At 66.9% G+C, this 26,554-nt stretch carries 36 protein-coding genes; 4 read left to right on the top strand and 32 right to left on the bottom strand.

Going from position 1 to position 26,554, the window contains the following annotated elements:
* Positions 1–2 precede the first annotated feature (2 nt).
* From rpsE to AB8M46_RS15005, 24 genes are all read right to left on the bottom strand, one after another.
* On the bottom strand, positions 3–647 hold the full coding sequence (gene rpsE, locus AB8M46_RS15120) for a 30S ribosomal protein S5 (protein ID WP_007031046.1): 645 nt from the start codon (positions 645–647) through the stop codon (positions 3–5).
* A 31-nt stretch (positions 648–678) separates the two neighbouring features.
* Entirely contained in the window at positions 679–1,077 is a 399-nt protein-coding gene (gene rplR, locus AB8M46_RS15115; RefSeq protein WP_007031045.1) for a 50S ribosomal protein L18, read from the bottom strand.
* Positions 1,078–1,079: 2 nt separating this feature from the next.
* Positions 1,080–1,619 (bottom strand): 50S ribosomal protein L6, encoded by a 540-nt coding sequence (rplF, locus tag AB8M46_RS15110; protein WP_037332683.1) that lies wholly within the window; start codon positions 1,617–1,619, stop codon positions 1,080–1,082.
* 16 nt (positions 1,620–1,635) lie between these two features.
* Positions 1,636–2,034 (bottom strand): 30S ribosomal protein S8, encoded by a 399-nt coding sequence (gene rpsH / locus AB8M46_RS15105; RefSeq protein WP_007031043.1) that lies wholly within the window; start codon positions 2,032–2,034, stop codon positions 1,636–1,638.
* 80 nt (positions 2,035–2,114) lie between these two features.
* The gene (locus AB8M46_RS15100) at positions 2,115–2,300 is read right to left on the bottom strand and encodes a type Z 30S ribosomal protein S14 (RefSeq protein WP_005166789.1); all 186 of its coding nucleotides are present in this window, start codon (positions 2,298–2,300) and stop codon (positions 2,115–2,117) included.
* A gap of 4 nt (positions 2,301–2,304) precedes the next feature.
* Positions 2,305–2,868: a 50S ribosomal protein L5 gene (gene rplE / locus AB8M46_RS15095; protein WP_016331092.1), complete on the bottom strand. Its 564-nt coding sequence runs from the start codon at positions 2,866–2,868 to the stop codon at positions 2,305–2,307.
* A gap of 2 nt (positions 2,869–2,870) precedes the next feature.
* On the bottom strand, positions 2,871–3,185 hold the full coding sequence (gene rplX, locus AB8M46_RS15090) for a 50S ribosomal protein L24 (protein ID WP_005166786.1): 315 nt from the start codon (positions 3,183–3,185) through the stop codon (positions 2,871–2,873).
* Positions 3,186–3,188: 3 nt separating this feature from the next.
* Complete coding sequence (gene rplN, locus AB8M46_RS15085; RefSeq protein WP_005166785.1) at positions 3,189–3,557, bottom strand: 50S ribosomal protein L14; 369 nt, start codon at positions 3,555–3,557, stop codon at positions 3,189–3,191.
* Between the two features lie 79 nt (positions 3,558–3,636).
* Complete coding sequence (gene rpsQ / locus AB8M46_RS15080) at positions 3,637–3,918, bottom strand: 30S ribosomal protein S17 (protein WP_007031041.1); 282 nt, start codon at positions 3,916–3,918, stop codon at positions 3,637–3,639.
* Positions 3,915–4,163 carry a 50S ribosomal protein L29 gene (gene rpmC, locus AB8M46_RS15075; protein WP_007031040.1) on the bottom strand — a complete coding sequence of 83 codons (249 nt, stop codon included), beginning with the start codon at positions 4,161–4,163 and terminating at the stop codon, positions 3,915–3,917. Before rpmC ends, rpsQ begins: the two co-directional genes overlap by 4 nt.
* Positions 4,163–4,582, bottom strand: coding sequence for a 50S ribosomal protein L16 (rplP, locus tag AB8M46_RS15070; RefSeq protein ID WP_005166782.1), 420 nt, complete (start codon positions 4,580–4,582; stop codon positions 4,163–4,165). Before rplP ends, rpmC begins: the two co-directional genes overlap by 1 nt.
* Before the next feature lie 3 nt (positions 4,583–4,585).
* A complete protein-coding gene (gene rpsC, locus AB8M46_RS15065; protein ID WP_016331091.1) occupies positions 4,586–5,443 on the bottom strand; it encodes a 30S ribosomal protein S3 in 858 nt (285 codons plus the stop codon).
* A complete protein-coding gene (gene rplV / locus AB8M46_RS15060) occupies positions 5,443–5,859 on the bottom strand; it encodes a 50S ribosomal protein L22 (RefSeq protein WP_005166780.1) in 417 nt (138 codons plus the stop codon). Before rplV ends, rpsC begins: the two co-directional genes overlap by 1 nt.
* A gap of 29 nt (positions 5,860–5,888) precedes the next feature.
* Positions 5,889–6,170 (bottom strand): 30S ribosomal protein S19, encoded by a 282-nt coding sequence (gene rpsS, locus AB8M46_RS15055; protein WP_003102083.1) that lies wholly within the window; start codon positions 6,168–6,170, stop codon positions 5,889–5,891.
* Positions 6,171–6,188: 18 nt separating this feature from the next.
* Entirely contained in the window at positions 6,189–7,022 is an 834-nt protein-coding gene (gene rplB / locus AB8M46_RS15050; protein WP_005166779.1) for a 50S ribosomal protein L2, read from the bottom strand.
* Between the two features lie 16 nt (positions 7,023–7,038).
* Positions 7,039–7,350 carry a 50S ribosomal protein L23 gene (rplW, locus tag AB8M46_RS15045; RefSeq protein WP_005166778.1) on the bottom strand — a complete coding sequence of 104 codons (312 nt, stop codon included), beginning with the start codon at positions 7,348–7,350 and terminating at the stop codon, positions 7,039–7,041.
* Positions 7,347–8,033, bottom strand: a complete 687-nt coding sequence (gene rplD, locus AB8M46_RS15040; RefSeq protein ID WP_016331090.1) for a 50S ribosomal protein L4 — start codon at positions 8,031–8,033, stop codon at positions 7,347–7,349. Before rplD ends, rplW begins: the two co-directional genes overlap by 4 nt.
* Positions 8,034–8,035: 2 nt before the next feature.
* Positions 8,036–8,686: a 50S ribosomal protein L3 gene (rplC, locus tag AB8M46_RS15035; RefSeq protein WP_007031036.1), complete on the bottom strand. Its 651-nt coding sequence runs from the start codon at positions 8,684–8,686 to the stop codon at positions 8,036–8,038.
* A 34-nt stretch (positions 8,687–8,720) separates the two neighbouring features.
* Complete coding sequence (gene rpsJ / locus AB8M46_RS15030) at positions 8,721–9,026, bottom strand: 30S ribosomal protein S10 (protein WP_003102098.1); 306 nt, start codon at positions 9,024–9,026, stop codon at positions 8,721–8,723.
* A 410-nt stretch (positions 9,027–9,436) separates the two neighbouring features.
* Complete coding sequence (tuf, locus tag AB8M46_RS15025) at positions 9,437–10,630, bottom strand: elongation factor Tu (protein WP_016331088.1); 1,194 nt, start codon at positions 10,628–10,630, stop codon at positions 9,437–9,439.
* A 124-nt stretch (positions 10,631–10,754) separates the two neighbouring features.
* Entirely contained in the window at positions 10,755–12,854 is a 2,100-nt protein-coding gene (fusA, locus tag AB8M46_RS15020; RefSeq protein WP_394360520.1) for an elongation factor G, read from the bottom strand.
* Positions 12,855–12,917: 63 nt separating this feature from the next.
* On the bottom strand, positions 12,918–13,388 hold the full coding sequence (gene rpsG, locus AB8M46_RS15015; RefSeq protein WP_007031033.1) for a 30S ribosomal protein S7: 471 nt from the start codon (positions 13,386–13,388) through the stop codon (positions 12,918–12,920).
* Positions 13,388–13,762, bottom strand: a complete 375-nt coding sequence (gene rpsL / locus AB8M46_RS15010; RefSeq protein WP_003102113.1) for a 30S ribosomal protein S12 — start codon at positions 13,760–13,762, stop codon at positions 13,388–13,390. The genes rpsG and rpsL overlap by 1 nt, the downstream gene beginning before the upstream one ends.
* Before the next feature lie 323 nt (positions 13,763–14,085).
* Entirely contained in the window at positions 14,086–14,232 is a 147-nt protein-coding gene (locus AB8M46_RS15005; protein WP_016331086.1) for a hypothetical protein, read from the bottom strand.
* Between the two features lie 191 nt (positions 14,233–14,423).
* Here AB8M46_RS15005 and AB8M46_RS15000 point away from each other — a divergent pair, with 191 nt between their 5' ends.
* The 4 genes from AB8M46_RS15000 (at position 14,424) to AB8M46_RS14985 (ending at position 17,313) form a co-directional block, all read left to right on the top strand.
* On the top strand, positions 14,424–14,996 hold the full coding sequence (locus AB8M46_RS15000; RefSeq protein WP_394360519.1) for a YbaB/EbfC family nucleoid-associated protein: 573 nt from the start codon (positions 14,424–14,426) through the stop codon (positions 14,994–14,996).
* Between the two features lie 130 nt (positions 14,997–15,126).
* On the top strand, positions 15,127–15,486 hold the full coding sequence (locus tag AB8M46_RS14995) for a type VII secretion target (protein WP_037332695.1): 360 nt from the start codon (positions 15,127–15,129) through the stop codon (positions 15,484–15,486).
* Positions 15,487–15,501: 15 nt separating this feature from the next.
* Positions 15,502–16,689, top strand: coding sequence for a hypothetical protein (locus tag AB8M46_RS14990; RefSeq protein ID WP_052120220.1), 1,188 nt, complete (start codon positions 15,502–15,504; stop codon positions 16,687–16,689).
* Between the two features lie 3 nt (positions 16,690–16,692).
* On the top strand, positions 16,693–17,313 hold the full coding sequence (locus AB8M46_RS14985) for a hypothetical protein (RefSeq protein ID WP_037332697.1): 621 nt from the start codon (positions 16,693–16,695) through the stop codon (positions 17,311–17,313).
* Between the two features lie 52 nt (positions 17,314–17,365).
* Here AB8M46_RS14985 and AB8M46_RS14980 read toward each other — a convergent pair whose 3' ends face one another.
* From AB8M46_RS14980 to AB8M46_RS14945, 8 genes are all read right to left on the bottom strand, one after another.
* On the bottom strand, positions 17,366–17,860 hold the full coding sequence (locus AB8M46_RS14980) for a GNAT family N-acetyltransferase (protein ID WP_378420563.1): 495 nt from the start codon (positions 17,858–17,860) through the stop codon (positions 17,366–17,368).
* Positions 17,861–17,933: 73 nt separating this feature from the next.
* Positions 17,934–18,425: a hypothetical protein gene (locus tag AB8M46_RS14975; protein ID WP_037332701.1), complete on the bottom strand. Its 492-nt coding sequence runs from the start codon at positions 18,423–18,425 to the stop codon at positions 17,934–17,936.
* Between the two features lie 54 nt (positions 18,426–18,479).
* Positions 18,480–18,713 (bottom strand): hypothetical protein, encoded by a 234-nt coding sequence (locus tag AB8M46_RS14970; protein ID WP_016331079.1) that lies wholly within the window; start codon positions 18,711–18,713, stop codon positions 18,480–18,482.
* Positions 18,714–18,739: 26 nt separating this feature from the next.
* Positions 18,740–18,973: a hypothetical protein gene (locus tag AB8M46_RS14965; protein WP_016331078.1), complete on the bottom strand. Its 234-nt coding sequence runs from the start codon at positions 18,971–18,973 to the stop codon at positions 18,740–18,742.
* 25 nt (positions 18,974–18,998) lie between these two features.
* A complete protein-coding gene (locus AB8M46_RS14960; protein ID WP_394360518.1) occupies positions 18,999–20,759 on the bottom strand; it encodes a hypothetical protein in 1,761 nt (586 codons plus the stop codon).
* An 81-nt stretch (positions 20,760–20,840) separates the two neighbouring features.
* A complete protein-coding gene (locus AB8M46_RS14955) occupies positions 20,841–22,685 on the bottom strand; it encodes a selenium-binding family protein (protein ID WP_233629560.1) in 1,845 nt (614 codons plus the stop codon).
* Between the two features lie 677 nt (positions 22,686–23,362).
* Entirely contained in the window at positions 23,363–24,487 is a 1,125-nt protein-coding gene (locus AB8M46_RS14950) for a serine hydrolase domain-containing protein (RefSeq protein WP_394360517.1), read from the bottom strand.
* Positions 24,488–24,675: 188 nt separating this feature from the next.
* On the bottom strand, positions 24,676–26,208 hold the full coding sequence (locus AB8M46_RS14945; RefSeq protein ID WP_394360516.1) for a hypothetical protein: 1,533 nt from the start codon (positions 26,206–26,208) through the stop codon (positions 24,676–24,678).
* Between the last annotated feature and the right edge of the window lie 346 nt (positions 26,209–26,554).

Raw genomic sequence — 26,554 nt, 5'->3', positions numbered from 1 at the left:
GGTCAGACCCCCTGACCCGCGCGCTGGCGCAGCATGCGAGCCGGAGCGACGTCCTCGAGCGGGAGACCGCGGCGGGCCGCGACCTCTTCGGGACGCTGCAGACCCTTCAGGGCCGCCACGGTCGCGTGCACGATGTTGATCGCGTTGTCGGAGCCGAGCGACTTCGACAGCACGTCGTGGACGCCCGCGCACTCCAGCACCGCGCGCACCGGGCCACCGGCGATGACACCGGTACCGGCCGAGGCCGGACGGAGCAGCACGACACCGGCGGCTTCCTCACCCTGGATCGGGTGGGGGATGGTGCCGGCGACGCGGGGAACGCGGAAGAAGTTCTTCTTCGCTTCCTCGACGCCCTTGGCGATGGCCGCGGGAACTTCCTTGGCCTTGCCGTAGCCGACGCCGACCTGACCGTCGCCGTCACCGACGACCACCAGGGCGGTGAAGCTGAAGCGACGACCACCCTTGACGACCTTGGCGACGCGGTTGATCGTCACGACCTTCTCGAGGTGCGGGGTCTTCTCCTGGCCGGCCCCGCCACGGCCGCTGTCGCGCCGGTCCCGGCGGTCGCGACGGTCATTGCGGTCGTTGCCGCCCTGCCCGCCGGGTCCGCCCTGGCCGCCGCCGAATTGCCGTGTACGTCCCGGCATCAGGCTTTCCTTCCATTCACGAGCATCTGCATCAGAACTCCAACCCCGCCTCGCGGGCAGCGTCGGCGAGCGCCGCGATGCGGCCGTGGTAGGCGTTGCCACCACGGTCGAACACCACGGTCGAGACACCGGCGTTCTTGGCGCGGGCGGCGACGAGCTCCCCGACCTTGGCGGCCTTGGCCTTCTTGTCGCCTTCCAGCGCGCGGACGTCCGCCTCGAGGGTGGACGCCGACGCCAGGGTCTTGCCGGCGAGGTCGTCGATCAGCTGCACGGCGATGTGCCGCGACGAACGCTTGACGACCAGGCGCGGACGCTGGTCCGTGCCGTTGATCTTCTTGCGAAGGCGGAAGTGCCGACGGGCCTTCGCGACGCGGCGGCGGGTCGAGATGTCCTTGCCGACCGGCTTGCGCTTCGTAGTCGTGTCGCTCATGATCACTTACCCGTCTTTCCGACCTTGCGGCGGATCTTCTCACCCTCGTAGCGCAGGCCCTTGCCCTTGTACGGGTCCGGGCGGCGCAGCTTGCGGATGACCGCGGCGATCTGGCCGACCTTCTGCTTGTCGATGCCCGAGACCGAGAACCGGGTGGGGGTCTCGACCTTGAAGGTGATGCCTTCCGGAGCCTCGATCTTCACCGGGTGGCTGTAGCCGAGGGCGAACTCGAGGTCCGAGCCCTTGGCCTGCACGCGGTAACCGACACCGTGGATCTCGAGCTTCTTCTCGTAGCCCTCGGTCACACCGACGACGAGGTTGTTGACCAGCGTCCGGGTGAGACCGTGCAGGGCACGGCTGGTGCGCTCCTCGTCGGGCCGCTTGACCTCGAGAGTGCCGTCTTCGGCCTTCTCGACGGTGATCGGCTCGGCGATGGTGTGCTCAAGGGTGCCCTTGGGCCCCTTGACCTTGATCTGCTGACCGTCGATGGTCACCTCGACCCCGGAGGGGACGGCGACCGGCAGCTTTCCAATGCGTGACATGTCTGTGCCCCCTTCCTTACCAGACGTAGGCGAGGACTTCGCCGCCCACGCTGTTGCGCTTGGCCTGACGGTCGGTCTGGAGGCCGGACGACGTCGAGATGATCGCGACGCCGAGGCCACCGAGAACCGACGGCAGTTCGGTCGATTTTGCGTAGACCCGCAGACCGGGCTTGGACACGCGGCGGAGGCCGGCGATGCTGCGCTCACGGTTGGGGCCGTACTTCAGCTCCACGACGAGGTTCTTGTGCTTCTCGCCCGGCTCGTCACGGTAGCCCGAGATGTAACCCTCGCGCTTGAGGATCTCGGCGATGTTCGCCTTGATCTTCGAGTGGGGAAGCACGACCTCGTCGTGGTAAGCCGAGTTCGCGTTACGCAGACGGGTCAAGAAGTCTGCGATGGGGTCGGTCATCGTCATGGTGACCTGTCAACCTTTCTCGCCCTGGTTCCCTGCAATCACTACGGGGCCTGTGGCGAAGTGGGAGTTAAAAAAGACTCTTACCAGCTGGACTTGCGGACGCCGGGCAGCTCGCCCGCGTGTGCCATCTCGCGAAGGCAGATCCGGCAGAGCCCGAACTTGCGGAACACCGAGTGCGGGCGACCGCACCGCTGGCAGCGCGTGTAACCGCGAACCTTGAACTTCGGCGTCTTCGCGGCCTTGTGGACCAGTGCTTTCTTGGCCATCGACTCAGTTCTCCTTGAACGGGAAGCCGAGCTTGCGAAGCAGCGCGCGGCCCTCGTCGTCGGTGTTGGCGGTGGTGACGACAGTGACGTCCATACCGCGCGGGCGGTCGATGGCGTCCGGGTCGATCTCGTGGAACATGGACTGCTCGTTGAGACCGAACGTGTAGTTGCCGTTGCCGTCGAACTGCTTCGGCGAAAGCCCGCGGAAGTCACGGATACGCGGCAGCGCGATGGTCAGCAGCCGGTCGAGGAACTCCCACATGCGGTCGTTGCGCAGCGTGACGCGCGCACCGATCGGCTGGCCCTCACGCAGCTTGAACTGCGCGATGGACTTGCGAGCCTTGCGAACCTCGGGCTTCTGCCCGGTGATCGCGGCCAGGTCGCGGATGGCGCCTTCGATCAGCTTGCTGTCACGGGCGGCGTCACCGACACCCATGTTCACGACGACCTTGACGACGCCCGGGATCTGGTGGACGTTCTCGAAGGAGAACTCCTCCTGGAGCTGTCCCTTGATCTCCTCGCGGTACCGCACCTTGAGGCGCGGGGCGATCTTCTCTGCGGTGGTCATGATCAGATGTCCTTACCGTTCCGGCGCGAGACCCGGACCTTCTTGCCGTCCTCGCCGATGCGGTAGCCCACCCGGGTCGGCTTGCCGTCGGAGTCGACGACCATCACGTTCGAGACGTGGATGGGCGCCTCCTGCGTGACGATGCCGCCGGACTGCGCGCCGCGCTGGGTCTGGGAGATCCGCGTGTGCTTCTTGATCCGGTTGACGCCCTCGACCAGCACGCGCTCGCGCTCGGGGTAGGCCTGGATGACCTTGCCCTTGGCACCCTTGTCCTTGCCGGCGATGACGACGACCGTGTCGCCCTTCTTCACCTTCATGCTCTACAACACCTCCGGCGCGAGCGAAATGATCTTCATGAACTTTCGGTCGCGCAGCTCGCGGCCGACCGGCCCGAAGATGCGGGTGCCGCGGGGCTCATTGTCGTTCTTGATGAGCACAGCAGCGTTCTCGTCGAAGCGGATGTAAGAACCGTCCGGACGACGGCGCTCCTTGCGCGTGCGAACGATGACCGCCTTGACGACGTCACCCTTCTTCACGCCGGCAGCCGGCATGGCGTCCTTCACGGTGGCGACGATGATGTCGCCGATGCCCGCGTAGCGCCGCCCCGAGCCACCGAGAACGCGGATGCAAAGGATCTCCTTCGCGCCCGTGTTGTCGGCAACCCGAAGCCGCGACTCCTGCTGGATCACGTCTACTCCTGTATGTCGCGCTGGTTCTCGCGTTGAACCGCGAGCCTTGCGGAACTAAGGGACTCAAAAAGAGCCCTACTTACTTGGCCTTCTCCACGATCTGCACCAGACGCCAGCGCTTGGTCGCCGACAGCGGGCGGGTCTCCATCAGGGTGACCCGGTCGCCCACGCCCGCCTCGTTGTTCTCGTCGTGCACCTTGACCTTGCTGGTGCTGCGGAGAACCTTGGCGTAACGACGGTGCTTCTTGCGGTCTTCGAGCTCGACCACGATCGTCTTGTTCATCTTGTCCGAGACGACGTAACCCTCACGGACCTTGCGGTCGTTGCGGGGGGCCGCCTCAGCGTTGGGCTGCTCGCTCATGCGGCACCTTCACTCTCGGCGTCAGGGGAAACGGACAGGCCGAGTTCACGCTCGCGCATGACCGTGTAGATCCGCGCGATGTCCGTGCGGACGGTGCGCAGACGGCGGTTGTTGTCGAGCTGTCCGGTCGCCATCTGGAAGCGGAGGTTGAAAAGCTCCTCCTTGTATTCCTTCAGACGCAGAACGAGCTCTTCCGCGGTGAGCTCACGCAGCTCCGATGCCTGGGCGGCACCTGCCTTCGCCATCAGAACTCACCACCTTCACGGGTCACGATGCGGCACTTCATGGGCAGCTTGTGGATCGCGCGACGGAGCGCCTCACGGGCGGTCTCCTCGTTCGGGAACGAGATCTCGAACATCACGCGGCCCGGCTTCACGTTGGCGATCCACCACTCGGGCGAACCCTTACCGGAACCCATGCGGGTTTCCGCCGGCTTCTTGGTCAGCGGGCGGTCCGGGTAGATGGTCGTCCACACCTTGCCGCCACGCTTGATGTGACGCGTCATGGCGATACGAGCGGACTCGATCTGCCGGTTGGTCACGTAGCTGTGCTCAAGCGCCTGGATGCCGTACTCGCCGAAGTTCACCTTCGTACCGCCCTTGGCGGCACCGTGGCGCTTCGGGGAGTGCTGCTTCCGGTGCTTGACCCTGCGCGGGATGAGCACGTGTCAGCCCTCCGTCTTTTCTGCAGTCTCAGCAGCCGGGGCCTCGGTGGCGGTGCCACCCTTGGGGGCGTCGTCGCTCTTCGCGGCGGCGGCCGCCCGGCCGGCTTCGGTCGAGGTCGGCGTCGTGCCCGACGAGCCGGAACGGCGCGGTCGGGACGGGCGGTCACCACGGTCACGGCGCGGGGCGCGCTCGGCGGCCGCGGCGGCGTCACGCGCCTCCTTGGCCTTGAGGCCACCCACGAGCTCGCCCTTGTAGATCCACACCTTCACGCCGATGCGACCGAACGTCGTCTTGGCCTCGAAGAAGCCGTAGTCGATGTCGGCGCGCAGCGTGTGCAGCGGGACGCGGCCATCGCGGTAGTGCTCGGAGCGGGACATCTCGGCACCGCCGAGACGACCGCCGCACTGCACGCGGATGCCCTTGACCTGCGGCGAACGCATGGAGGTCTGGATCGCCTTGCGCATCGCGCGGCGGAACGCCACACGGTTGCTCAGCTGCTCCGCGACACCCTGCGCGACGAGCTGGGCGTCGGCCTCGGGGTTCTTGACCTCGAGGATGTTCAGCTGGACCTGCTTGGCGGTCAGCTTCTCCAGCGCGCCGCGGATGCGGTCGGCCTCCGCGCCGCGGCGGCCGATGACGATGCCCGGCCGGGCGGTGTGGATGTCGACGCGGACCCGGTCACGGGTGCGCTCGATCTCGACCTTGGAGATCCCGGCGCGCTCCATGCCCGTGGACAGCAGCTTCCGGATCTTGACGTCCTCGGCCACGTACTCCGCGTACTGCTTGTCGGCGTACCAACGCGACTTCCAGTCCGTGGTGATACCCAGGCGGAAGCCGTGCGGGTTGATCTTCTGGCCCACTACCGGCCACCTGCCTTCTTCTTGCCCTGTGCCTTCTTGGCCTCGGCCTTGGGACGCGACTCCACCTCGACGGTGATGTGGCTGGTCCGCTTGCGGATCCGGTACGCGCGGCCCTGGGCCCGCGGACGGATGCGCTTGAGGGTCGGGCCCTCGTCGGCGTAGGCGTTCTTGACCCAGAGGGTGTCCGGGTCGAGATCGAGGTTGTTCTCGGCGTTGGCCACGGCGCTGGCGAGCACCTTCGCGACCGGCTCGCTTGCCGCCTGCGGGGCGAACTGGAGCACGGCCAAGGCGTCGGCGGCGCTACGTCCCTTGATCAGCTCGATCACCCGGCGCACCTTGGTAGGCGAGTCCCGGACGAAGCGAGCCCGCGCGTAAGCCGTCGGCAAAGCCTCGGCCACGTCGTTCTGGGCGTTCATCGCTAGCTTCCTTGTTCTCTCGTGCCCGCTCAGCGGCGGCGCGACTTGCGGTCGTCCTTGATGTGGCCCTTGAAGGTCCGAGTCGGCGCGAATTCGCCCAACTTGTGACCCACCATCGCCTCGGTGACGAACACCGGGACGTGCTTGCGGCCGTCGTGCACAGCGATCGTGTGACCCAGGAAATCCGGGATGATCGTGGAGCGACGCGACCACGTCTTGATCACGGTCTTCTTGCCCGACTCGTTGAGAGCGTCCACCTTCTTGAGCAGGTGGTCGTCCACGAAGGGGCCCTTTTTGAGGCTACGTGGCATGTTCTTCTACCTCCCTGCTCAGCGCTTCTTGCCGGTACGCCGGCGGCGGACGATCATGGCGTCGGAAGCCTTGCGGCGGCGGGTGCGGCCTTCGGGCTTGCCGTTCGGGTTCACCGGGTGGCGACCACCGGAGGTCTTACCCTCACCACCACCGTGCGGGTGGTCGACCGGGTTCATGACGACACCACGGACGGTGGGGCGCTTGCCGCGCCAGCGGTTACGGCCCGCCTTGCCCCAGTTGATGTTCGAGTGCTCGGAGTTGCCGACCTCGCCGATGGTGGCGCGGTTGCGCACGTCGACGTTGCGGATCTCGCCCGAGGGGAGACGAAGCTGGGCGTACGGCCCGTCCTTCGCCACCAGCTGCACCTTGGCACCGGCGGACCGCGCCATCTTCGCGCCGCCACCGGGGCGGAGCTCGATCGCGTGGATCACGGTGCCGACCGGGATGTTGCGCAGCGGCAGGTTGTTACCCGGCTTGATGTCGGCACGGGGGCCGTTCTCGACCGTGTCACCCTGCTTGAGCTTCTCCGGGGCGATGATGTAGCGCTTCTCGCCGTCGGCGTAGTGCAGCAGCGCGATCCGAGCGGACCGGTTGGGGTCGTACTCGATGTGCGCGACCTTGGCGGGAACGCCGTCCTTGTCGTTCCGGCGGAAGTCGATCAGCCGGTACGCACGCTTGTGGCCACCACCCTTGTGCCGGGTGGTGATCTTGCCGCTGGAGTTACGGCCGCCGGACTTGCTCAGCGGACGCAGCAGCGACTTCTCCGGGGTGGACCGAGTGATCTCGGCGAAGTCGGAGACGCTGGAACCGCGACGACCCGGGGTCGTCGGCTTGTACTTGCGGATGCCCATGTGTCAGCTCAGTCCTTTACGCGGTGGGTCCGCCGAAGATCTCGATCGGCTTGCTCTCAGCCGAAAGAGTCACGATGGCGCGCTTGGTGTCCTTGCGCTTGCCGAAGCCGGCGCGAGTCCGCTTACGCTTGCCCTGGCGGTTGGCCGTGTTGACGCTGACCACCTTGACGCCGAACACCTTCTCGACCGCGATCTTGATCTGGGTCTTGTTGGCGTCCGGGCGGACGATGAACGTGTACTTGTGGTCCTCGAGCAGCCCGTAGGACTTCTCGGAGATCACCGGCGCGAGCAAGATGTCGCGGGGATCGGGGATGGCGATCGCACTCACTGCTCGTCACTCCCTTCAACCTCGCTCGACCGAGCCGAAGCCTTCGCGCCCTTGCCCCGGACGGGGCCGGCGACGAACACGTCGTAAGCGGCCTTGGTGAACACCACGTCGTCGTTGACCAACACGTCGTAGGTGTTGAGCTGGTCGGGCGTGATGATGTGGACCTCGGCCAGGTTGCGCACGGAGTTCCAGCTCAGCTCGTCGTCGCGGTGCAGGACCACGAGAACGCGCTTGGCCTGGGTCACCGCGGCGATGGCGGCCTTGGCGGACTTGGTGGACGGCTTCTCGCCGGTCACCAGTTCGGTGATGACGTGCAGCTGTCCGGCACGGGCCCGGTCGGAGAGGGCGCCACGCAGAGCGGCGGCCTTCATCTTCTTCGGGGTCCGCTGGGTGTAGTCACGCGGCGTGGGGCCGTGGACGACGCCACCACCGGTGAACTGCGGCGCACGGGTCGAACCCTGGCGGGCGCGGCCGGTGCCCTTCTGGCGGTACGGCTTCTTGCCACCACCGCGGACTTCACCGCGGGTCTTGGTGTCATGCGTGCCCTGGCGCGCGGCGGCCAGCTGGGCCACCACGACCTGGTGCATGAGGGGCACGTTGGCCTGCACGTCGAAGATCTCCGAGGGGAGCTCGACCGTGCCGTCGGCTTTACCGGCCGGGGTCTTCAGCTCGACGCTGGTCATGTTCAGTTACCACCCTTCGCGGCGCTGCGAACGAACAGCAGGCCGCCCTTGGGACCGGGCACGGCGCCCTTGATCAGCAGCAGGCCGTCCTCGGCACGCACCGCGTGCACGGTCAGGTTCTGCGTGGTGACCCGGTCGTTGCCCATCCGGCCCGCCATGCGCAGGCCCTTGAAGACGCGGCCCGGGGTGGCGCAGCCACCGATCGAGCCGGGCTTGCGGTGCACGGCCTGGGCACCGTGGCTCGCGCCCTGGCCCTTGAAGCCGTGACGCTTCATGACACCGGCGTAGCCCTTGCCCTTGCTGGTACCGGTCACGTCGACCTCGATACCGGCCTCGAACACCTCGGCGGTGATCTCCTGGCCGACCTCGTAGGTCTCGGCGTCGGTGGTACGCAGCTCCGCAAGGTAACGGCGCGGGGTCACGCTCGCCTTGTCGAAGTGGCCGGTGCGCGGCTTGTTCACGCGACGCGGGTCGACCGCGCCGAAAGCCAGCTGCACGGCCTTGTAGCCGTCGTTCTCCTGGGTCCGAACCTGGGTGACCACGTTCGGACCGGCCTGGACGACGGTCACCGGGACGACCCGGTTGTTCTCGTCGAAGACCTGGGTCATGCCGAGCTTGGTGCCCAGGATGCCCTTCACTTGCCTGTCAGACATGAGTCTCTTACTCTCCGCCGCTCGCCAGCCGCTGCTACTGGATGTTGACGTCGACGCTCGCCGGCAGGTCGATGCGCATGAGCGCGTCGACCGTCTTCGGCGTCGGGTCGAGGATGTCGATCAGACGCTTGTGCGTGCGCATCTCGAAGTGCTCGCGCGAGTCCTTGTACTTGTGCGGCGAGCGGATGACGCAGTAAACGTTCTTCTCGGTGGGCAGCGGCACCGGCCCGACAACACGGGCGCCGGTACGCGTGACCGTCTCGACGATCTTGCGTGCCGAGGTGTCGATCGCCTCGTGGTCGTAGGCCTTGAGCCGGATGCGGATCTTCTGTCCCGCCATGGTGGCTGCTCGTTCCTTGTCGTCTCGTGCCGCTTTTGTCTTTTCAAACCTCAGCCTGGCTGAGGTTTTCCCAGTTCAACGGCCCTGTCCCCGGTCCACGCGGTCGGGCGTGTCGTGCCCGACGCACAGACGGATCCCGCGGGATCTTCGTCTTGCCTGGTCTTCCTCAACGTGAGGAGGCATCGAGCCGGCGGAAAAGCTTGGATCGCCGTCTCAAACGCCCTTGCCCGCTAGCCTCACCCGAAGGAAGTGCTCCGCGGACCGTGGCCGCTCATACCAGGGCGGCCGGAACCTGTCTTCCGAAGAAGTACGAGTTCGGCCGCCCCAGGACGAGCAACCTGAATAGTGTCGCACACGTGATTTGACGCCCCTAACCCGGGGGTGTATTACCCCCGGGCGGGGCGCCTAAATCACTTGATGATCTTGGTGACCTGGCCGGCGCCGACGGTCCGACCACCCTCGCGGATGGCGAAACGCAGGCCCTCGTCCATGGCGACCGGCTGGATCAGCACGACGCTGATGTCCGTGTTGTCGCCCGGCATGACCATCTCGACACCCTCCTTGAGGGTGACAACGCCGGTCACGTCCGTGGTACGGAAGTAGAACTGCGGGCGGTAGTTGTTGAAGAACGGGGTGTGACGGCCACCCTCGTCCTTCGACAGGATGTAGACCGAGCCCTCGAACTCCGTGTGCGGGGTGGTGGTGCCCGGCTTCACGACGACCTGGCCGCGCTCGACGTCCTCGCGCTTGATACCGCGGACCAGCAGACCGACGTTGTCGCCCGCCTCGCCGGTGTCCAGCAGCTTGCGGAACATCTCGACACCGGTGACGGTGGTCTTGGTCGACTTCTCCTTGATGCCGACGATCTCGACCTCTTCGTTCACGTTGACGCGGCCGCGCTCGATGCGACCGGTCACGACCGTGCCACGGCCGGTGATGGTGAAGACGTCCTCGATCGGCATGAGGAACGGCTTGTCGAGCTCGCGGACCGGGTCCGGCACGTTCTCGTCGACGGCTTCCATCAGCTCGAGAACGCTCTCGCCCCACTTGGCGTCGCCCTCGAGGGCCTTCAGGCCGGAGACCTTGATGACCGGAGCGTCGTCACCCGGGAAGTCCTGGGAGGACAGCAGCTCGCGGACCTCGAGCTCGACGAGCTCCAGGATCTCCTCGTCGTCGACCATGTCGGCCTTGTTCAGCGCGACCACGATGTAGGGCACGCCGACCTGCTTCGCGAGCAGCACGTGCTCACGGGTCTGCGGCATCGGGCCGTCGGTCGCCGCGACCACGAGGATCGCGCCGTCCATCTGCGCCGCACCGGTGATCATGTTCTTGATGTAGTCCGCGTGACCGGGGGCGTCCACGTGGGCGTAGTGACGCTTCTCGGTCTGGTACTCGACGTGCGAGATGTTGATCGTGATACCGCGCTGCTTCTCTTCGGGCGCGTTGTCGATCTGGTCGAACGCCGAAGCGGTGTTCAGCTCGGGGTACTTGTCGTGCAGAACCTTGGTGATCGCCGCGGTCAGAGTGGTCTTACCGTGGTCGACGTGACCGATGGTCCCGATGTTGACGTGCGGCTTGGTCCGCTCGAATTTCGCCTTCGCCACTGGAATGTCCTCCTGGACTGTTTTGCTTACTCACCGGCCAACGTGGCTGTCGGACGGGGATTCGTTTCTTGACGGATGCTGCGGACGTTCAGGAGTGTTCCTTATGCCCGCGAGCGGACGGGAACTACTCCCCCGTCGCCTTCGCGATGATTTCCTTCGCGACGTTCGCGGGAACCTCGGCGTAGGAGTCGAACACCATGGAGTAGTTGGCACGTCCCTGCGTACGCGAACGCAGGTCGCCGACGTAACCGAACATCTCCGACAGCGGGACCAGTGCCTTGACGACACGGGTACCGGCGCGCTCCTCCATGGCCTGGATCTGGCCACGGCGGGAGTTGAGGTCGCCGATCACATCGCCCATGTAGTCCTCGGGCGTGGTGACCTCGACGGCCATCAGCGGCTCGAGGATGACCGGACCGGCCTTCTTCGCGGCTTCCTTCATCGCCATGGAGCCGGCGATCTTGAAGGCCATTTCCGAAGAGTCGACCTCGTGGTACGCGCCGTCCAACAAGGTGAACTTCAACCCGACGAGCGGGTAGCCGGCCAGCACGCCGTACTGCATGGCGTCCTGCGCGCCCGCGTCGACCGACGGGATGTACTCCCGCGGCACGCGGCCACCGGTGACCTTGTTGTCGAACTCGTAGAGGGCACCGTCGGTGGACTCGAGCGGCTCGAGCTTGACGATGACCTTCGCGAACTGACCGGAACCACCGGTCTGCTTCTTGTGCACGTAGTCGAGCTTCTCGACCGTCTTGCGCACCGTCTCGCGGTAGGCGACCTGCGGCTTACCGATGTTCGCCTCGACCTTGTAGTCGGACTTCATGCGGTTGACCAGCACCTCGAGGTGCAGCTCGCCCATACCGGCGATGATCGTCTGGCCGGTGTCCTCGTCCAGGTTGACCTGGAACGTCGGGTCCTCTTCGGCCAGCTTCTGGATCGCCAGGGACAGCTTCTCCTGGTCGGCCTTGGTCTTCGGCTCGATCGCGACGCGGATGACCGGCGCCGGGAACGTCATCGACTCGAGGACGACCGGGTTCTGCGGGTCGGCGAGGGTGTCACCGGTGGTGGTGTCCTTCAGGCCGATGACCGCGTAGATGTGGCCGGCCTGGGCCTCGTCGACCGGGTTCTCCTTGTTGGAGTGCATCTGGAAGAGCTTCCCGATGCGCTCCTTGCGCTCCTTGGTGGCGTTGATCAGCTGCGCGCCGGAGGCGACCTTGCCCGAGTACACCCGGATGTAGGTCAGCTTGCCGAAGAACGGGTGCGCGGCGATCTTGAACGCCAGAGCGGAGAACGGCTCGTCGACGGACGGCTTCCGGGTGACCGGGGTCTCGCCGTCGGACAGCGTGCCCTCGACGGCCGGGACGTCCAGCGGCGACGGAAGGTAGTCGATGACCGCGTCGAGCATGGGCTGGACGCCCTTGTTCTTGAACGCGGAACCGGTGAGCACCGGGTACGCCTCGCGGGCGACGGTGAGCTTCCGGATGCCGGCCTTGATCTCGGCCTCGGTGAGCTCCTCGCCCTCGAGGAACTTCTCCATCAGCGCGTCGTCGGTCTCGGCGACGGTCTCGACGAGCTTCTCGCGGTACTCGGCGGCCTTGTCGGCCAGCTCCGCGGGGATGTCCTCGACCGAGTAGTCCTCGCCCTTCTGGACCTCGCCGCGCCAGGTCAGCGCCTTCATGCGGACCAGGTCGATGACGCCTTCGAACTCGTTCTCGGCGCCGATCGGCAGCTGGATGACCAGCGGGCGGGCGCCGAGGCGCTCCTCGATGGTGCGGACGGTGAAGTAGAAGTCCGCGCCGAGCTTGTCCATCTTGTTGACGAAGCAGATACGAGGAACCTCGTACTTGTCCGCCTGACGCCAGACCTGCTCGGACTGCGGCTCGACACCTTCCTTGCCGTCGAAGACGGCGACGGCACCGTCGAGCACCCGCAGCGAACGCTCCACCTCGACGGTGAAGTCGACGTGACCCGGGGTGTCGATGATGTTGATCTGGTGGTCGGCCCAGAAGGTGGTGGTGGCAGCCGAGGTGATGGTGATACCCCGCTTCTGCTCCTCCTCCATCCAGTCCATCGTCGCGGCGCCGTCGTGCACCTCGCCGATCTTGTAGTTGATCCCGGTGTAGAACAGGATCCGCTCGGTGGTGGTGGTCTTACCGGCGTCGATGTGGGCCATGATGCCGATGTTGCGGACCTTGTTCAGGTCGGTCAGCACTTCACGTGCCACGAGAGTGTTCCCCTGTCTCAAAATTGGGGCCCGGCAAGGCTTTGATCGGCAGCCGGGCGGATATCACCAGCGGTAGTGCGCGAAGGCCTTGTTGGACTCGGCCATCTTGTGGGTGTCCTCACGCCGCTTCACGCTGGCGCCGAGGCCGTTGCTCGCGTCGAGGAGCTCGTTCTGCAGACGCTCGATCATGGTCTTCTCACGGCGAGCCTGCGAGAAGGAGACCAGCCAGCGGAGCGCGAGCGTGGTGGAGCGGCCCGGCTTGACCTCGATCGGCACCTGGTAGGTGGCACCACCGACGCGGCGGCTCTTCACCTCGATGGTGGGCTTCACGTTGTCGAGGGCGCGCTTCAGCGTGACGACCGGGTCGGTGCCGGTCTTCTCGCGAGCGCCTTCGAGGGCGCCGTAGACGATGCGCTCGGCCAGGGACCGCTTGCCGTCCTTCAGCACCTTGTTCACCAGCTGGGTGACCAGCGGGGATGCGTAGACGGGGTCAGAGATCAGCGGCCGCTTCGGGGCCGGACCCTTGCGGGGCATTAGCTCTTCTCCTTCTTCGCGCCGTACCGGCTGCGCGCCTGCTTACGGTTCTTGACACCCTGGGTGTCGAGCGAACCGCGGATGATCTTGTAGCGGACACCCGGCAGGTCCTTCACACGACCACCGCGCACGAGCACCATCGAGTGCTCCTGCAGGTTGTGGCCTTCACCGGGAATGTAGGCGGTGACCTCGATGCCGCTGGTCAGCTTCACACGAGCGACCTTGCGAAGCGCCGAGTTCGGCTTCTTGGGGGTTGTGGTGTACACGCGAGTGCACACGCCACGCCGCTGCGGGCTCCCCTTGAGGGCCGCGGTCTTCTGCTTGGCAGCCTTGTCCTGGCGGCCCTTACGGACCAGCTGCTGGATCGTGGGCAATGGACCAGCTTTCTGTTCGCGATCTTGCTACTACGTGTTGTCTCCGGCCCCCGCGGTCGGGCGTGTCGACCCGCGTCACGGTCTTGCGACCGGTAACTTCCCGTAGGGATTTTCCGTCGGATCCCGCGTGGGCGAAGCCTTCGGACCGGATGCCTGAGCATCCCGTCCGTGCCGCACGGCACACGGGACGGCCCGACGCCTGCCGGGCACGGTCTCCAAAGATACCCGGCCACTTCCGGACCGGCCAAATCGGGGGGTCGATAACTATATCGTGCCGGGCGCGAGGCCGCGGCCACCCTGATGGAACGGCGTTTCGGCCGCTTTCATTCCTCTTCGGGCTTGGCGTGATCCGCCCGGCCCGGATGCGGGTCACGGGAAAGATCGATCAACGGATGCACGGGAGCCCCCTCCGGCGCCGCGTGACTCCCCCGCCTGGGCTCCTCGGTGCTTTCCTGCTTCTCGGCGTCCACGACGCCCTCCCCTCGCTGGTGCTGATTCCGTACTTGTCGATCACTACTCGGCGAACCACGCTACCTATTCCCCTAACGGGTGAGCCGGATGGATCCGAGAACCACCCCGTCGCGTCGAACCGGTGAATGAGTCACGATGAGACTGGTCACAGCGTCGGCCCGGCCGTCGCACCGCACTATGGGGAGGCTCCATGTCCGCCGAGTTCGAGCAGCTGGTCGCGCAATTCGACCAGTTCCAGTCGCAGCTCCGGAACGTCGACGATCGGCTCGCGAGCATCGGCGGCATGCAGGACGAACTCAGCAGGATCGAGGCGACGGCGTCCTCTTCGGACCGTTCGGTGACGGTGGTGGCGGGGCCCGGCGGCGCGATCATGGACGTCAAGTTCACCGAAGACGCCCTTCGCCAGCGTCCGGACGCGCTTTCGTCGGCGCTGATGTCGACCATCCAGCAGGCCGTGGCCGAAGCGGCCCGCAAACAGGCCACGATCGTCGAAGAGCACATGGGCGACGACCTCAATCTGGTGGACCAGGTGCTGGAGACCCAAGCCGACCTGTTCGGCACCACCGTCGAGGAGATGCGGGCCCGGATGGAAGAGGAGTCGCCTTCGCAGCCGGCCGCCGAGCCGCACGCCGACGACTACTCCGAGCGTTCCGTCCTCAAATCCGCCGACGAACCGCAGCGGCCACAGACCCCGCCGCCCCCGGCGTCGAGCGCCTCGGACGGCGACCGTTTCCTGAAGAACCTCTTCGACGACGACCACTGATCCCGGGCCGGATCGCGTTTCGCGGGCTGAACGCGATCCGGGGCGCTGGGAACCGCGGGCGGGGCAGCCGGGTCCAAGGCGCCGATCACGACGAGCCGCATCGGAAGGTGCGCGAAGGGAGGGACCGCCGATGGCCGGAGGGCATGAGGTGGTGATCAGCGCTCTGCGCACCTACTCGGGCAAGCTCGGGCAGGACGTCCAGATCCCGAACGAGGTCGGACGGCTGACGCAGCAGTCCGACGTCGGCGACGAGTCATGGGGAGTCGTCGGCCTGTTCGTGAAGCACGAGTACACGTCGATGCTCACCGATCTGCAGGATCTGCTGATCGAGATGTCCGCGGGGCTGACCGCGGCTTCGGAGAAGCTCGGCAACGCCGCCACCGCCTACGAGCGGAACGAAGACGACAACGTCAAGGCGCTCAACGAAATCCTCAAGCTGCTGGAGCAGCCGGCGCAATCGAGGACACCGAAGATGGGGCCGGCCAAGTAGCGAGGGGGACTGATCGTGGCCGATCAGAAGATCACCGGCGAACACACCAAGATCCAGATCAACGACTACAACCCGGACACCATCCGCACGGACAAGATGCTGACCTCGCTGCCCGGGCCGATCGGCAGTGGTTTCAGCACTTTCGACACCGTCAAGAAGGCGACCGCAGACGGGTTCCAGGCCAGCGACATCGGGACGATCGCGGCCAGCGGCGCCGGCTTCGTCAGCTCGTGCATGGGCGTCGCGGACATCGCCAGCGACCCCATCGGCTGGCTGGTCGGCCAGGGGCTCAGCTTCCTGATGAACGTGTGCCAGCCGATCCAGGACGCCATCCACATGGTGAGCGGCGACGGTCCGGCGTTGTCGAACGCGGCGGGCAACTTCAACAACATCGGCGTCTACCTGCAGAACTACAGCAAGAAGTTCGGCGAGGACGCGAAGACGTCGCTGTCCCAGTGGACCGGTGACGCGGCGAACGCGGCGGGCGAGAAGCTGGCGAAGTTCGCGCAGGGCATCGACGGGATCGCGGCGCAGGCCGGGGACATCGCCCAGCTGCTGCAGATCTCCAGCATGGTGATGACGGTGATCGAGGAGTTCATCAAGGCGATCCTCACCGAGTTCATCACCTGGCTGATCATGATCTGGATCCCGGCGCTGGCCGCGGCCGTCCCGACCTGCGGTGGTTCGACGGCGACCGCGGGCGGGCTGACGGCCACCCGCGCGGTCTCGACGACGTCGAAGGTGCAGAAGTTCCTGAACAAGCTCCGCCAGCTGCTCGACAAGATCAAGCAGTTCCTCGGCAAGCTCAAGGAGTTCTTCGGCAAGTGGAAGGGCAACTACAAGGAGCTGATGGCCCACAACAAGTCCACCGCACAGCTGGCGGCGGGGCCGGGCGCGTCCGCGTGGGGCAAGTTCGCCTCGAAGGACGGCGCCATGGGCGGCAGGCTCGCGGACGGTTTCGGCGAGCGGATGACGTCGGCCACGAAGAAGGCCGCGCTGAACACCGTCGGGCTCGGCAAGGCCACGAATTCGGACGGCAGCTGGAAGACGCCGGAGACGGGCCGCGAGAAGGGCGAGGTCGCGGCGGGGGTCGCCGGGAAGGCCGGAACGTACACGTCGGGCGGGATCAAGGCGGGCCAGTACGGTTCGGTGGGTGACGACGAACAGACACCCGAGGAAGCCTCCGACAATCTGGACTTCTGAGCCGTGACCGCGTGGATCATCGCCATCGCCGCGGTGGCGTTGCCGATCGTGCTCGCCGTTTGGTGGATTCTCGCCGGGGCGGCGAAGAAACGCGGGCTGGCCACGTTGGCGCGGGAACGGGGCTGGGACTTCTACAGCGGTGCCAGGCTCGGTGCCGCGGGCGGGCGACACGAGCAGCCCGCGACGGGCCGGGCACCCGCCCCGTTGCGGCGGGCGGGCGAGTCGATCGACCAGGCGGTGGTGGGCACGCACCGGGGGAAGCCGTTCGGTGTCTACCGGTATCACCGGCCGGGCGCCGGGTTCCGGCAGGACGGCACCCGGGAGTCCGGTTCGCTGCGGACGGTCGTGCACGTCGAGACGGGCGCGGCCATGCCGGACTGCACGCTCTCGATCAGCGGATCCGAAGTGGACTGCTCGAATCCCGCGTTCGTCCTGCGTCCCGAGGTCCGTGACTGGCTGACGGGGAACGCGGGCCGGTGCCGCGAGTTCCATACGTCCGGGCGGACGGTGGCGGTGGTCCCGAAGGTGCTGCCGAGCGGGAAGCAGCTCCTGCGCACTTTGGACTATCTGGCCGACGTCGCCGACCGGGCCCCGCTCACCGCCACCCCACCGGATCGCGTTTAGGGGGCTAAACGCAGGTCAGGCCGTCCGCGCCGCCCGGATCGCCTTTCGCGGGCTAAACGCGATCCGGGACTTCCAGGGACTTCGCGAAGAAGTGGTGGGCGAAGGGTTCGTTGTTGAAGGGCTCGACCTCGTCGTAGCCGAGGCGCGCGTACAGGGCCCTCGCCTCGACCAGGTCGCGCCTGGTGTCGAGACGGATCAACGAGGCGCCGAGGCCGCGGGCGACGTCTTCGGCGGCGGCCACGAGCAGCGCGGCGCCGCCCTTGCCGCGCTCGGCCTTCCGCAGGAAGACGCGGGTGAGCTCGGTGATGTCGGGCGAGACGACCCGCAGCCCCGCGCACCCGGCGAGCACCCCGTCGCGCCAGGCGAGAAGGAAGGTGCCGGTCGGCGGGACCAGATCGCGGCTGTGGTGCTCCAGGAGCAAGCCGTCGAGCTCTTCTTCGGTGACCTGGCGCTCGTAGAAGCGGGACGCGATTTCGTCCAGGTACTCCCGCAGCAGCTGGGCGGCGTCCGGGTGATCGACGGGGGTGACTTCGAAGCTCCAGGTCATGACTACATTCTGCCGACCCTGGCCACCGGTTTTCCCCCTGCCGCCAGATCGCGATTAGGGGGCTAAACGCAGGTCAGGAGGGGGCGAGGCGGCCGGCGCAGGTGGCGACCTCCCCGGGGGCGGACTTCTCCGAAGTGACCACGGCGCCGCCCACGGCCACCCGGCATTCGACGACGCCCTCGCCCTGCCCCATCAGCTGGACGGTCGGCGGGGTGCCGGTGTTCTTCCACGTGAGCTCCTTGCGCCACGGCAGCGTCACCTGCAGCTCCTGGTGCACGAGTCCCAGCCCGTTCGAGTCGTAGACCACGGTCGCGGTCCCCGTCCCGGCGAGCTCGTACGCGATCCGCCAGTCGTTCGACACCGGCTGCGGCTGCGCCTGGCTGAGCGTCCGCGTGATCGTGCGGTCCGGTCCCCGCGACGGCGCGGCCTCGGTCGGTTCGCCGACCACGGCCACGGTCTCGGCCTGCGGCTCCTCGCCGCCGTTGAGCAGCACCACACAGGTCGCGAGCGCGGCCACCACGATCCCCGCGATGGCGATCCGCCCGATCAGTTGTCTGTCGGCCATCGGTCTCCTCACCGAAAGCGGCGGCGCGGCCCGTGAGCCGCGCCGCCACGGAAGTCAGGACGGCAGCAGCCGGCCGGGGACGCCGTTGAGCGACTGGATCAGCCCCAGCACCGGGACGCCGAGCGGCGCGAACGTCCAGATGTTGTTGAGATCGCTCGTGTCCGGTTCGTCGACGACCACGACATCGTTCGGGGCGTCCTGCGCGGCGAGTGCCGGAGCGGCCGAGCCGAGCACGACGAGACCGGCGAGCGCCGCGCCGGTGACCGCGCGGACGAAGGTCTTCTTCATGAGATTCTCCTTTGCTGGTAACGGTTTTACGAAATGGGCGTGATGATCCCGTAGATCGGGGCGAGGACGTCGGTCGGCACGGGGACGGTCGGTCCGAGCAGGCCACCGAGGTCCAGCCCGGGGATCAGCCAGACCGCGGGATTGCCGCCACCGGTGGGCAGACCCGGCAGCGGGTCGGCCGAGGCGACGCCGCCGGCGAGTCCGGACAGCGCGCCCGCGACGGCGAGTGGCAGCAGCACACGGGCCGCGATTCGCTTCATTTCTTCTCCCATTCTTTTGGTGAAATCACCGCAGTACCGAACTGATCGGCACGATCGTTCCGTCGGGGATCCATTGCCCCGCGTAGTTCCGGTCGGCGATCATCCCGACGGCGTGCGGTTCGCCCGGGTACATCGGCATGGCGTTGACCTGCGCCGCCGCGAAGATCTGGACGTCGCCGTTGATCGACCGCCACTGGTCGCCCAGCCAGCTCCGGAACCCGCCGAGCGTGGGACTTTCGCCGCCGAAGGCGTTGCCCGCGGCGACGGCGAAGCTGACGGCGACCTGCTCGCGCGGGTCGAACCTCAGCGGTATCGAGGAACTCGCGACGGAGTTGACGATCGGCCCGTTCAGCAGCCAGGGCGCCAGGTACAGGCCGTACTGGTGGGTCGGCTTGAGCCGTTGGGACTCGGCCGCGCGGGTCATCGCCGTGTAGCCGCCCGCCCAGCCGGACACGACGAGCAGTGCGGTGTTCGGCCCCGCCTCGGCCTGCACCGGCAGCCCGGCCTTCGCGGCGGTCTCGCGGACCAGCTTCGCGGCGGCCACACTGCGCGGCGAAGTGTCCTCGACGAGGGTGAGCGCGGAAGGCTTACGTCCGGCGAGGAATTCGACCAGTTTGACCAGAGAACCGCTGTCCTCACTGGAAAGCGCGTCCGCGGGGCAGGACGTGAGGACTTCACGGCGGTCGGCGATCAAGCCGCCCAAGGCGGCCGAAGCGCATTCGGGCGCGTCCGCGTCTTCGATGGCGAGGCCCGGCTCCTCCCCCGCGTCGACCTCGATCGTCGTCTTCTCCCCGCCCCGGCTGATGATCAGGTCGCTGCGCCCCTTCGGCAGATCGACCTCGGCCCAGGTGCCTTCGGCGCCGGGGCGCACGATGGCCTTGCCGATCAGGCCGCCTTCGATTCCGGCGGACAGGTCTTCTCCCGCGCTCGCGGGGAAATGGACTAGGTTCTTGCCGGGCCGCTGCGGGCTCACCAGTACGGGGAACCGCTGCTCACCCAGGGCGGCGTCGGCGAGCAGCGCGACACCGGGAGTCGGCAGCTTGGGCGGTTCGGGAATGGCCGCGAGGGCGCTCCAGGCGACGAAACCGACTGCCACAGCGGCCGCGCCGAACCGATAGGCACGCGTGGATTCCTTGTCCGAGAAGAAGAAACCCGCGACGACGGTGGCGGCGACCGGCAGCAGCGCGATCACCAGCAACGTCAGACCGAAGAGCGTGCCGTAGATCCGGCGGTCGAACCCCAGACCGGAGGAGAACAGCTGGACCGCACCCGCGACGACGAGAAGTCCGCCCAGGGTCAGGGAAAGCGGGCCGAGCCGGAAGTTGGTCTGGCGCCATTGCCCGGCAGGCACCCAGATGGAGAGAACGGTGACGCCGAACCACAAGGCCGCGGCCGCGACGTAGACGGTGTCGATGGCGAATTCGACGCCTGTCCGTCCGAGCGACGTTTCGAGCACGACCAACGCGGCGAGCGCGAGCGAGGCCCAGCGGCCTGCCGACGGCCAGCGGATCAGCACGGGAATCGCCAGCGCCAGCACGAGATGCACGATCAGCGCGATGACGTTGACATCGGTCGCGAAGGCGGAAACCGCGGCGAGCACGGCGGAAATCCCGCCGAGGGCGGCGATGGTGAGGCGAAGTCGGCTGGGCAGGTCACCCACCAGCGGGCGCAGGATCCCTGTGCCCGCGAGGAAAGCGGTCGCCAGCAGAAGTCCGAGCCGGAGCAGGACGAGGGCGATGTCGGCTCCGGCCGAACCCGAGCTCGCCGGTATGACGTGGTGATCCATGGGGGCCTTCTCCGAGCAGATCGGCGGAGCCGTGGGTGGCGGAGTGTGCCCGCCACCCACGACCTTCCGCGCCGAACAGGGTTACTTGAGATCCGCGTCCGCCACGACGAACAGTTCGGAGTGCGGCTTGGCGTTGCCGAAGGACCCGTGCGGCCAGGTCTTCCGGTTGAAGTTGATCCCGACCTGCCCGGTGAACTCGTCCCGGAAGTTCTGGTCGACCGCGACCTTCCCGTCCTCGCCGAGGTTCAGCAGGTTCACCTTGTGGTCACCGTCCAAACCGGACCGTGCGACGAAGTAGTTCGACACCGCGAGGTGCTGCGGCTTGTCGGTTTCGTGGTAGTACCCGTCGTCGCCGAGCACGAAGTTGTCGTACGCGCCCCAGTGCGGGCCGCCGCCGGAGGTACCCGGGTTGATCGGCGCCGCGCCGACGACGGTCGGCAGGTCGCCGCCGCCGCCCTGCTGGGACTTCTCCTTCGTGTCGATCCGGCCCTTGATGTTCTCGACCTTGTCGCCGGCGGCGAGCAGCTTCTGGATGTCGAGGACGTACACGCCACCGGTGGTGCCGGGGTCGTCCGGGCCGAGCGCGCCCTTGGACCGTCCGGTGATCGCGCGGTAGAGGTACTTGTCGTCGGGACTGGTCTGGATCCAGCCGCCGTTCGACCCGCCACCGTTGGAATCGTTGTTCGGGTGGATCGCCTTGTTCGCCGCGCCGTCGTCGAACACCTGGATCCAGTGCGGCTCCTTGGCGGTGATGTCCGGCGTGTAGAACACCGCGCCGCCCTGCATGGTCTGGGCGAACGCGCCCTTGTGCCCCGGCAGGTTGGTCACCGTGGTCTCCATGACCGCGCGGCTTTCCGCGTGCAGCGGGTCCGCGGGATCGGCCCTCGGGCCGTCCGGCAGGTACGAGACCGCCTTGAGCTTCGGCTTGTTGCGGTCGGAGATGTCCCACGTGCGGACGGTCGGCCGCCGCAGGTACGGCGACGGCTGCTTCACCGGGTCGAGGATGATGTTCCGCGGCTCGGCGTAGTCGCTGGTGACCAGGGTGTTGAGGTCCTCGCGTGCCTGGATGCCGTGCGGGTTGGCGCAGGTCGGCTTGTCCAGCTGCGGGAGGTTGTCGCACAGCTTCTTGTTGTCGCCCTGCGGTGTGGCGGCCGGGGACTCGGAAAGCACCTGCGCGTTCTGGTCGAAGCGGACGACCTCACCGGGGCTGCCGGCGAAACCGTTGCCCACCACGGTGGAACCGTTAGCGTAGGTGTGCGGGCCGGGCACGACCGGGCCGCCCATGTACGTGCCGTAGGCGGTGCCGTCCTTGAGCACCCAGTACGCGTCCGGCACGGAACCGCCGAGGGTTTGGGTCGGGAGGCTGACGCCCTTGAGCTTCAGCTGCGGCAACGCGGAGACATCGAAGGCGTACGTCGCCGCGGCGAACAGCGCTCCGGCGTAGATCGTGTCGCCCTTGTGCCACACGTACTGCATGTGGTGCGGCTCGTTCTCGACGAGCGGGCCGACGGTGGCGGTGTTGACGACCTTGCCGTAGGTCGGCGAACCCTGCGTCGCGTCGATCACGGCGAGGAAGTCCGGACCGGGCAACGCGTTCTTGATCTTGTTCAGGCCGCCGCCGAGCGAGCCCGGCAGGTTCTTGATGTCCTTGACCAGGGTGTCGGCGATGTTCTCGTCACCGGCCCAGACCAGCAGCCACTTCTTGCGCTTGCCGTCCGCACTCCGGGACGCCGCGACGTCCTTGGACACCAGATGGTTCTGGACCCAGTACTCCTTGCCGTCGGCCGCCTTCTTCGCGTCCTTGACGACCTGGACGTCGGCGTAGGCACTCGTCGAGGAGCCGGTATAGGTCACCGTGCCCGCGGCGAGTGCCGCCGCCAAGGCGCCTATCACCACTTTTCGCCACTTGGGCGAGTTGGATAGCATTCTTTCTCCCTGTTTTCGCTACCGAAGCGCCAGACAATCGGCACACCTCTCCCCTATTCCGCGCAGGCGTCACCGCACGGACCGAAGGGGAAAGCAATCAACCGCCGGTTCGCACAGGGAACCGTTGCGGCACAGTGGAAAGCGTCAGCGCACGGGAACCGGCGCATCCGTTTCGGATACGCGAATCAGCCTGCGTCGCGACAAACCCGGAATAGGTCAGGAATCCATACACAGCGCGCTTGCTTGCTGCCGCAAGTCAACGTGCCGGCGCCACACCAAGGCGACTGGGGATTGCATGGGCGAAATACTCGTGTGAACCCGCCGGAGTGTCAATCTCGTGATCAAAGAATGAGACATGCCACGGTCGGGTGATTTTCCCACGATGCGGATGGGCCATTGGGCCGAACGGGTGGCGGTTTTCCGAGCAGTGGGAACTAGACCACTTGGCGGCACTACGGCAGGTCACAACGGACCAGTAACCCTGCTCGCGACCCTCATCGCGGCGTTATGATTTCGTTACTCAATCCCGGGAACTCAGATGCCTCGGAGCCTTCAGGGACGAAGTTGCCATCGGAGCTTTTCGCTCCGCTCCTCGCGCTACGCCCCGGCCCCGACCTGCGCCCGCCCGCTCCGGATCGCGTTTAGGGGGCGAAACGCAGGTCGGCGCCGGATCGCGATTAGGGGGCTAAACGCAGGTCGGAGGTGGGGCCGCAGAGGGCCTGGTGCTTGAGGGTCGCCAGGGCGTCGTCGATGGGGTGCAGGGTTCCTTCGGGGTCCGGCTTGCGCCACCGCACGAGGTTTATCGCGGCGGAGAACTGCCGTCCGCCGTCGGCGCCGGCCCAGGCCATCGTCAACGCTCCCCAGACCGTGCCGTCGTGCCCCCAGAAGACGCCATGCCCCGGGATCTCGGTCTTGTACAGGCCGAGCCCGTAGTCGATCAGCCGCCCGTCCTGCGCGATGACCGGAACCAGACGCTGCATCTCCGCCAGCGAAGACGGGCTGACGATCTCCCCGTCCAGCAGTTTGCGGTAGAAGCGGTTGAGATCGTCGACGGTCGAGACCAGTCCGGCACCGGCCATCACCCAGGACATGTTGTAGACGCTGTAGTCGCGCGGCGGATCGATCACGCCGAACAGCGCTTCGTACATCCGCGAGTGCGGCTCATCGATATGCGGACCGGCGGGAAAGCCGGTGTTCGCGAGACCCGCGGGTTCGATGATGGCGCGGGAGATGTGCTCCTCCATCGGGACGCCGGTCAGGTGCTCCAGCAGTTCGCCCAGCAGCAGGTAGTTCGTGTTGGAGTAGACGCCGGGAGTACCGCCCGGCTCGCCGGTGGCGGGCGCGCCGACACCGAGCGCGATCAGGTCGGCCGGACGGAACTCCTGAAACCGATTGTCGTCGAGGCTCTCGGGAGCGAGCTTCTGAAGCGACGGGAACGCGTAGGGCAGGTACTCAGCGAGGCCGCTGGTGTGGTTGAGCAGCATGCGGATCGTGATCGCCCGGCCGCGTTCGCCAGGGACCAGCAGCGGCAGGAAGCCGCCGATCGGCGCGTCGAGGTCGAGCCGCCCCGCCTCGACCTGACGCAGAACCGCGGCGGAGACGAAGGTCTTGGTGATACTGCCGACGCGCTGCCGCATCCCGGTCCCGACGGGGTGCCCGGTTTCGAGGTCGGCGACCCCGGCGGCACCGCGCCAGATCCGCCCATCCGCCCGCACCTCGGCGAACACCCCCGGCACCCCCGCCCGATGGACGTCGTCCAAGGCGGACCGCAGGTTCTTCGTGGCCGAGTTCTCTTCTGTCACAAGGGATTCCATATCGACCATCCTTTCGACCGGCGGTCCCGGGATCGCCCGCCATCCGTCGCGCATCCAGGCGGATACCGCGCCGATCGTCGGCCGGATCGCGATTAGGGGGCTAAACGCAGGTCGGGGCGGGCAAAGGGAAAGCCCCCGGGTTGGGAGGACCGGGGGCTTTCTCGGGGTGATGGCCGCTATTCGGCAGGCTGACGACGGCGGCGGGAGCCGAAGACCAGAACCGCTCCGAGGCCCAGTGCGGCGAGCGCGAGCGCGCCGAGCCAGATCACGTCGGCACCGGTGCTGGCCAGCCCCGAACCACCTTGACCGCCGCCACTGCCCTGCCCGGCGGGCGTGGTCGTCGGCGCCGGGGTTTCGGATTTGCCGCAGTCCGCGGGCTGCGTGGGCACGGTGGGCGCGGACGCCTCGCCTGTCTCGGCCAAGATCCGGATCGGGAAGGGCTTGTCCTCCGGCCCGACAACCTGGATCTGCATCGGGTTCTCACCCCGGATCCGCCAACCCTGCGGTGTCAGGAAGTACAGCTTGTACTCGGGCCCTGGCGCCACCTTGCGGAACTCGAAGCGACCGTCAGCGTCGGTCGTACGCTCGCCGATGACGGGGCATTTCCCGTCGGAGACGAGCACGACCTTGACCCCGCTCACTCCCTTCGGATCACCCTGGCCGGCGAGGTGGACCACGTCACCGACGACGGTGGCCAACCCGCCCGGAACCGCTGCCTGGTCATGGGCCAGAGCGTGACCGTCGACATCGACCTCGCGATAGCCGAAGTCACAGCTCACCGTGACCACACCGCGGTTGAGCGCGGCGTCCGGCACCTTCTCGGCCACGTCGATCTTGCGCGTCTCACCGGGCGCGATCGTCACACCTGTCCCGAAATAGCCGAGATCTCCCCAGCTGTCTCGGCCCTTCAGGGCATAGTCGGCTCCATAGCGGTCGCAAGCCGCGACGATGCCCGTGAGCGGAATCGAGCCGGAGTTGGTCAGGGTCACGGAGACATGCGCGAGCTCGCCGGGTTTGTAACTGTCCTGCGTGAAGGCCATCGATGCCTTCAACGCACCGTTCAGCGGTGGCGCCCCCCGGATGAGCAACTCCTTCGGTTCGGTTCCGATCTGCACGAACTCGAACGGGAAGTGCCAGCCCTTGAGTTCCGCGCCGCCGAGGCGGTACCTGGCGACCGGGACTTCGCCGAAGTCGATCTTCCCCGCGTCGTTGCTCGTGGCCTCGTATTTGACGGCCCCGGAGTACTCCAGGATCAGGGTGATGCCGGACAGCTGTTCGCCGTCGTCGGCGCGGCCGTTGCCGTTCCTGTCGCCGAACACGAATCCCGTCGCGTGCCCGGTGACCTTGGCTACGGTGACGTCGCCGTAGAAGCCGCCGACGCCGAACCCGGTCACGTCGAAGAGATTGCCGCGGACGACGGCCTTGTCCTTGTCGATGCCCTGGATATGCCCGGTGGCAGCCACCTCGACTGTCGCGCCTGGCGCGATATCCACGCCCTCTTTACCCCAGCCCAGATCGCCCCAACTCGACACCGACAGATCGGCCGGGTCGGTGATGGATTGTGACACCTTCACATCGACCGCTGGGATCTCGCTGATGTTCTTGATTTTCAAGGTGAATCGGACGTTCTCGTCGGTCCGATACTCCTGCTTTTCGAAGACAACGGACGCTTCGAGCTTCGTCCGCTCGGCCTGCTGCTTCGGCGCCACCGGAGGTGCGCTCTCCGCAGCCGACGAACTAGGCGGCGCGCTGGAACTCGCCGGTGCTTCGGACGTCGCCGACGCACTCGACGGCGGTGAAGAGGGTGCCGGATCCGCTCCGGCTGGCGCGGCGAATACGCCGGTCAATGCCGCTACCGCGGCGAAGGTCGCGAGATAGATCGCCCCAGTACGTGAGCGGGATCTACCACTTGGCGATTTGTTCACGCAGAGTCACCCCTGATTACCAGATGGAAATGCGCATAGCCCCCGAATCGCGTAGAACCGGATCACCTTAACCGGATTCGTCAGGGGCCTGTACTCATTTCGGGTGTCTCGAAAACGGGAAGGGCCCCCG

The organism is Amycolatopsis sp. SB7-3, from assembly GCF_041021335.1.
Taxonomy (GTDB): domain Bacteria; phylum Actinomycetota; class Actinomycetes; order Mycobacteriales; family Pseudonocardiaceae; genus Amycolatopsis; species Amycolatopsis japonica.
The sequence above is the reverse complement of the archived record's forward strand: the minus strand, read 5'-3'. Positions and strand labels throughout refer to the sequence as shown.

Excerpts from the sequence above, each read along its gene's own strand:
- rpsH (WP_007031043.1), bottom strand. The coding sequence starts at position 2,034 with ATGACGATGACCGACCCCATCGCAGACTTCTTGACCCGTCTGCGTAAC.
- rpsE (WP_007031046.1), bottom strand. The coding sequence starts at position 647 with ATGCCGGGACGTACACGGCAATTCGGCGGCGGCCAGGGCGGACCCGGC.
- AB8M46_RS14965 (WP_016331078.1), bottom strand. The coding sequence starts at position 18,973 with ATGAAGCGAATCGCGGCCCGTGTGCTGCTGCCACTCGCCGTCGCGGGC.
- rpsJ (WP_003102098.1), bottom strand. The coding sequence starts at position 9,026 with ATGGCGGGACAGAAGATCCGCATCCGGCTCAAGGCCTACGACCACGAG.
- rplE (WP_016331092.1), bottom strand. The coding sequence starts at position 2,868 with ATGACCACCGCAGAGAAGATCGCCCCGCGCCTCAAGGTGCGGTACCGC.
- AB8M46_RS14995 (WP_037332695.1), top strand. The coding sequence starts at position 15,127 with ATGGCCGGAGGGCATGAGGTGGTGATCAGCGCTCTGCGCACCTACTCG.
- rplV (WP_005166780.1), bottom strand. The coding sequence starts at position 5,859 with ATGAACGCCCAGAACGACGTGGCCGAGGCTTTGCCGACGGCTTACGCG.
- AB8M46_RS14970 (WP_016331079.1), bottom strand. The coding sequence starts at position 18,713 with ATGAAGAAGACCTTCGTCCGCGCGGTCACCGGCGCGGCGCTCGCCGGT.
- rpsS (WP_003102083.1), bottom strand. The coding sequence starts at position 6,170 with ATGCCACGTAGCCTCAAAAAGGGCCCCTTCGTGGACGACCACCTGCTC.
- rplB (WP_005166779.1), bottom strand. The coding sequence starts at position 7,022 with ATGGGCATCCGCAAGTACAAGCCGACGACCCCGGGTCGTCGCGGTTCC.
- rplR (WP_007031045.1), bottom strand. The coding sequence starts at position 1,077 with ATGAGCGACACGACTACGAAGCGCAAGCCGGTCGGCAAGGACATCTCG.
- AB8M46_RS14960 (WP_394360518.1), bottom strand. The coding sequence starts at position 20,759 with ATGGATCACCACGTCATACCGGCGAGCTCGGGTTCGGCCGGAGCCGAC.
- AB8M46_RS14980 (WP_378420563.1), bottom strand. The coding sequence starts at position 17,860 with ATGACCTGGAGCTTCGAAGTCACCCCCGTCGATCACCCGGACGCCGCC.
- AB8M46_RS15000 (WP_394360519.1), top strand. The coding sequence starts at position 14,424 with ATGTCCGCCGAGTTCGAGCAGCTGGTCGCGCAATTCGACCAGTTCCAG.
- rpmC (WP_007031040.1), bottom strand. The coding sequence starts at position 4,163 with ATGGCGAAGGCAGGTGCCGCCCAGGCATCGGAGCTGCGTGAGCTCACC.
- rplD (WP_016331090.1), bottom strand. The coding sequence starts at position 8,033 with ATGACCAGCGTCGAGCTGAAGACCCCGGCCGGTAAAGCCGACGGCACG.
- AB8M46_RS14975 (WP_037332701.1), bottom strand. The coding sequence starts at position 18,425 with ATGGCCGACAGACAACTGATCGGGCGGATCGCCATCGCGGGGATCGTG.
- rplX (WP_005166786.1), bottom strand. The coding sequence starts at position 3,185 with ATGAAGGTGAAGAAGGGCGACACGGTCGTCGTCATCGCCGGCAAGGAC.
- AB8M46_RS14955 (WP_233629560.1), bottom strand. The coding sequence starts at position 22,685 with ATGCTATCCAACTCGCCCAAGTGGCGAAAAGTGGTGATAGGCGCCTTG.
- rpsQ (WP_007031041.1), bottom strand. The coding sequence starts at position 3,918 with ATGAGCGAGCAGCCCAACGCTGAGGCGGCCCCCCGCAACGACCGCAAG.
- AB8M46_RS15100 (WP_005166789.1), bottom strand. The coding sequence starts at position 2,300 with ATGGCCAAGAAAGCACTGGTCCACAAGGCCGCGAAGACGCCGAAGTTC.
- rplF (WP_037332683.1), bottom strand. The coding sequence starts at position 1,619 with ATGTCACGCATTGGAAAGCTGCCGGTCGCCGTCCCCTCCGGGGTCGAG.
- rplC (WP_007031036.1), bottom strand. The coding sequence starts at position 8,686 with ATGTCTGACAGGCAAGTGAAGGGCATCCTGGGCACCAAGCTCGGCATG.
- rpsG (WP_007031033.1), bottom strand. The coding sequence starts at position 13,388 with ATGCCCCGCAAGGGTCCGGCCCCGAAGCGGCCGCTGATCTCTGACCCC.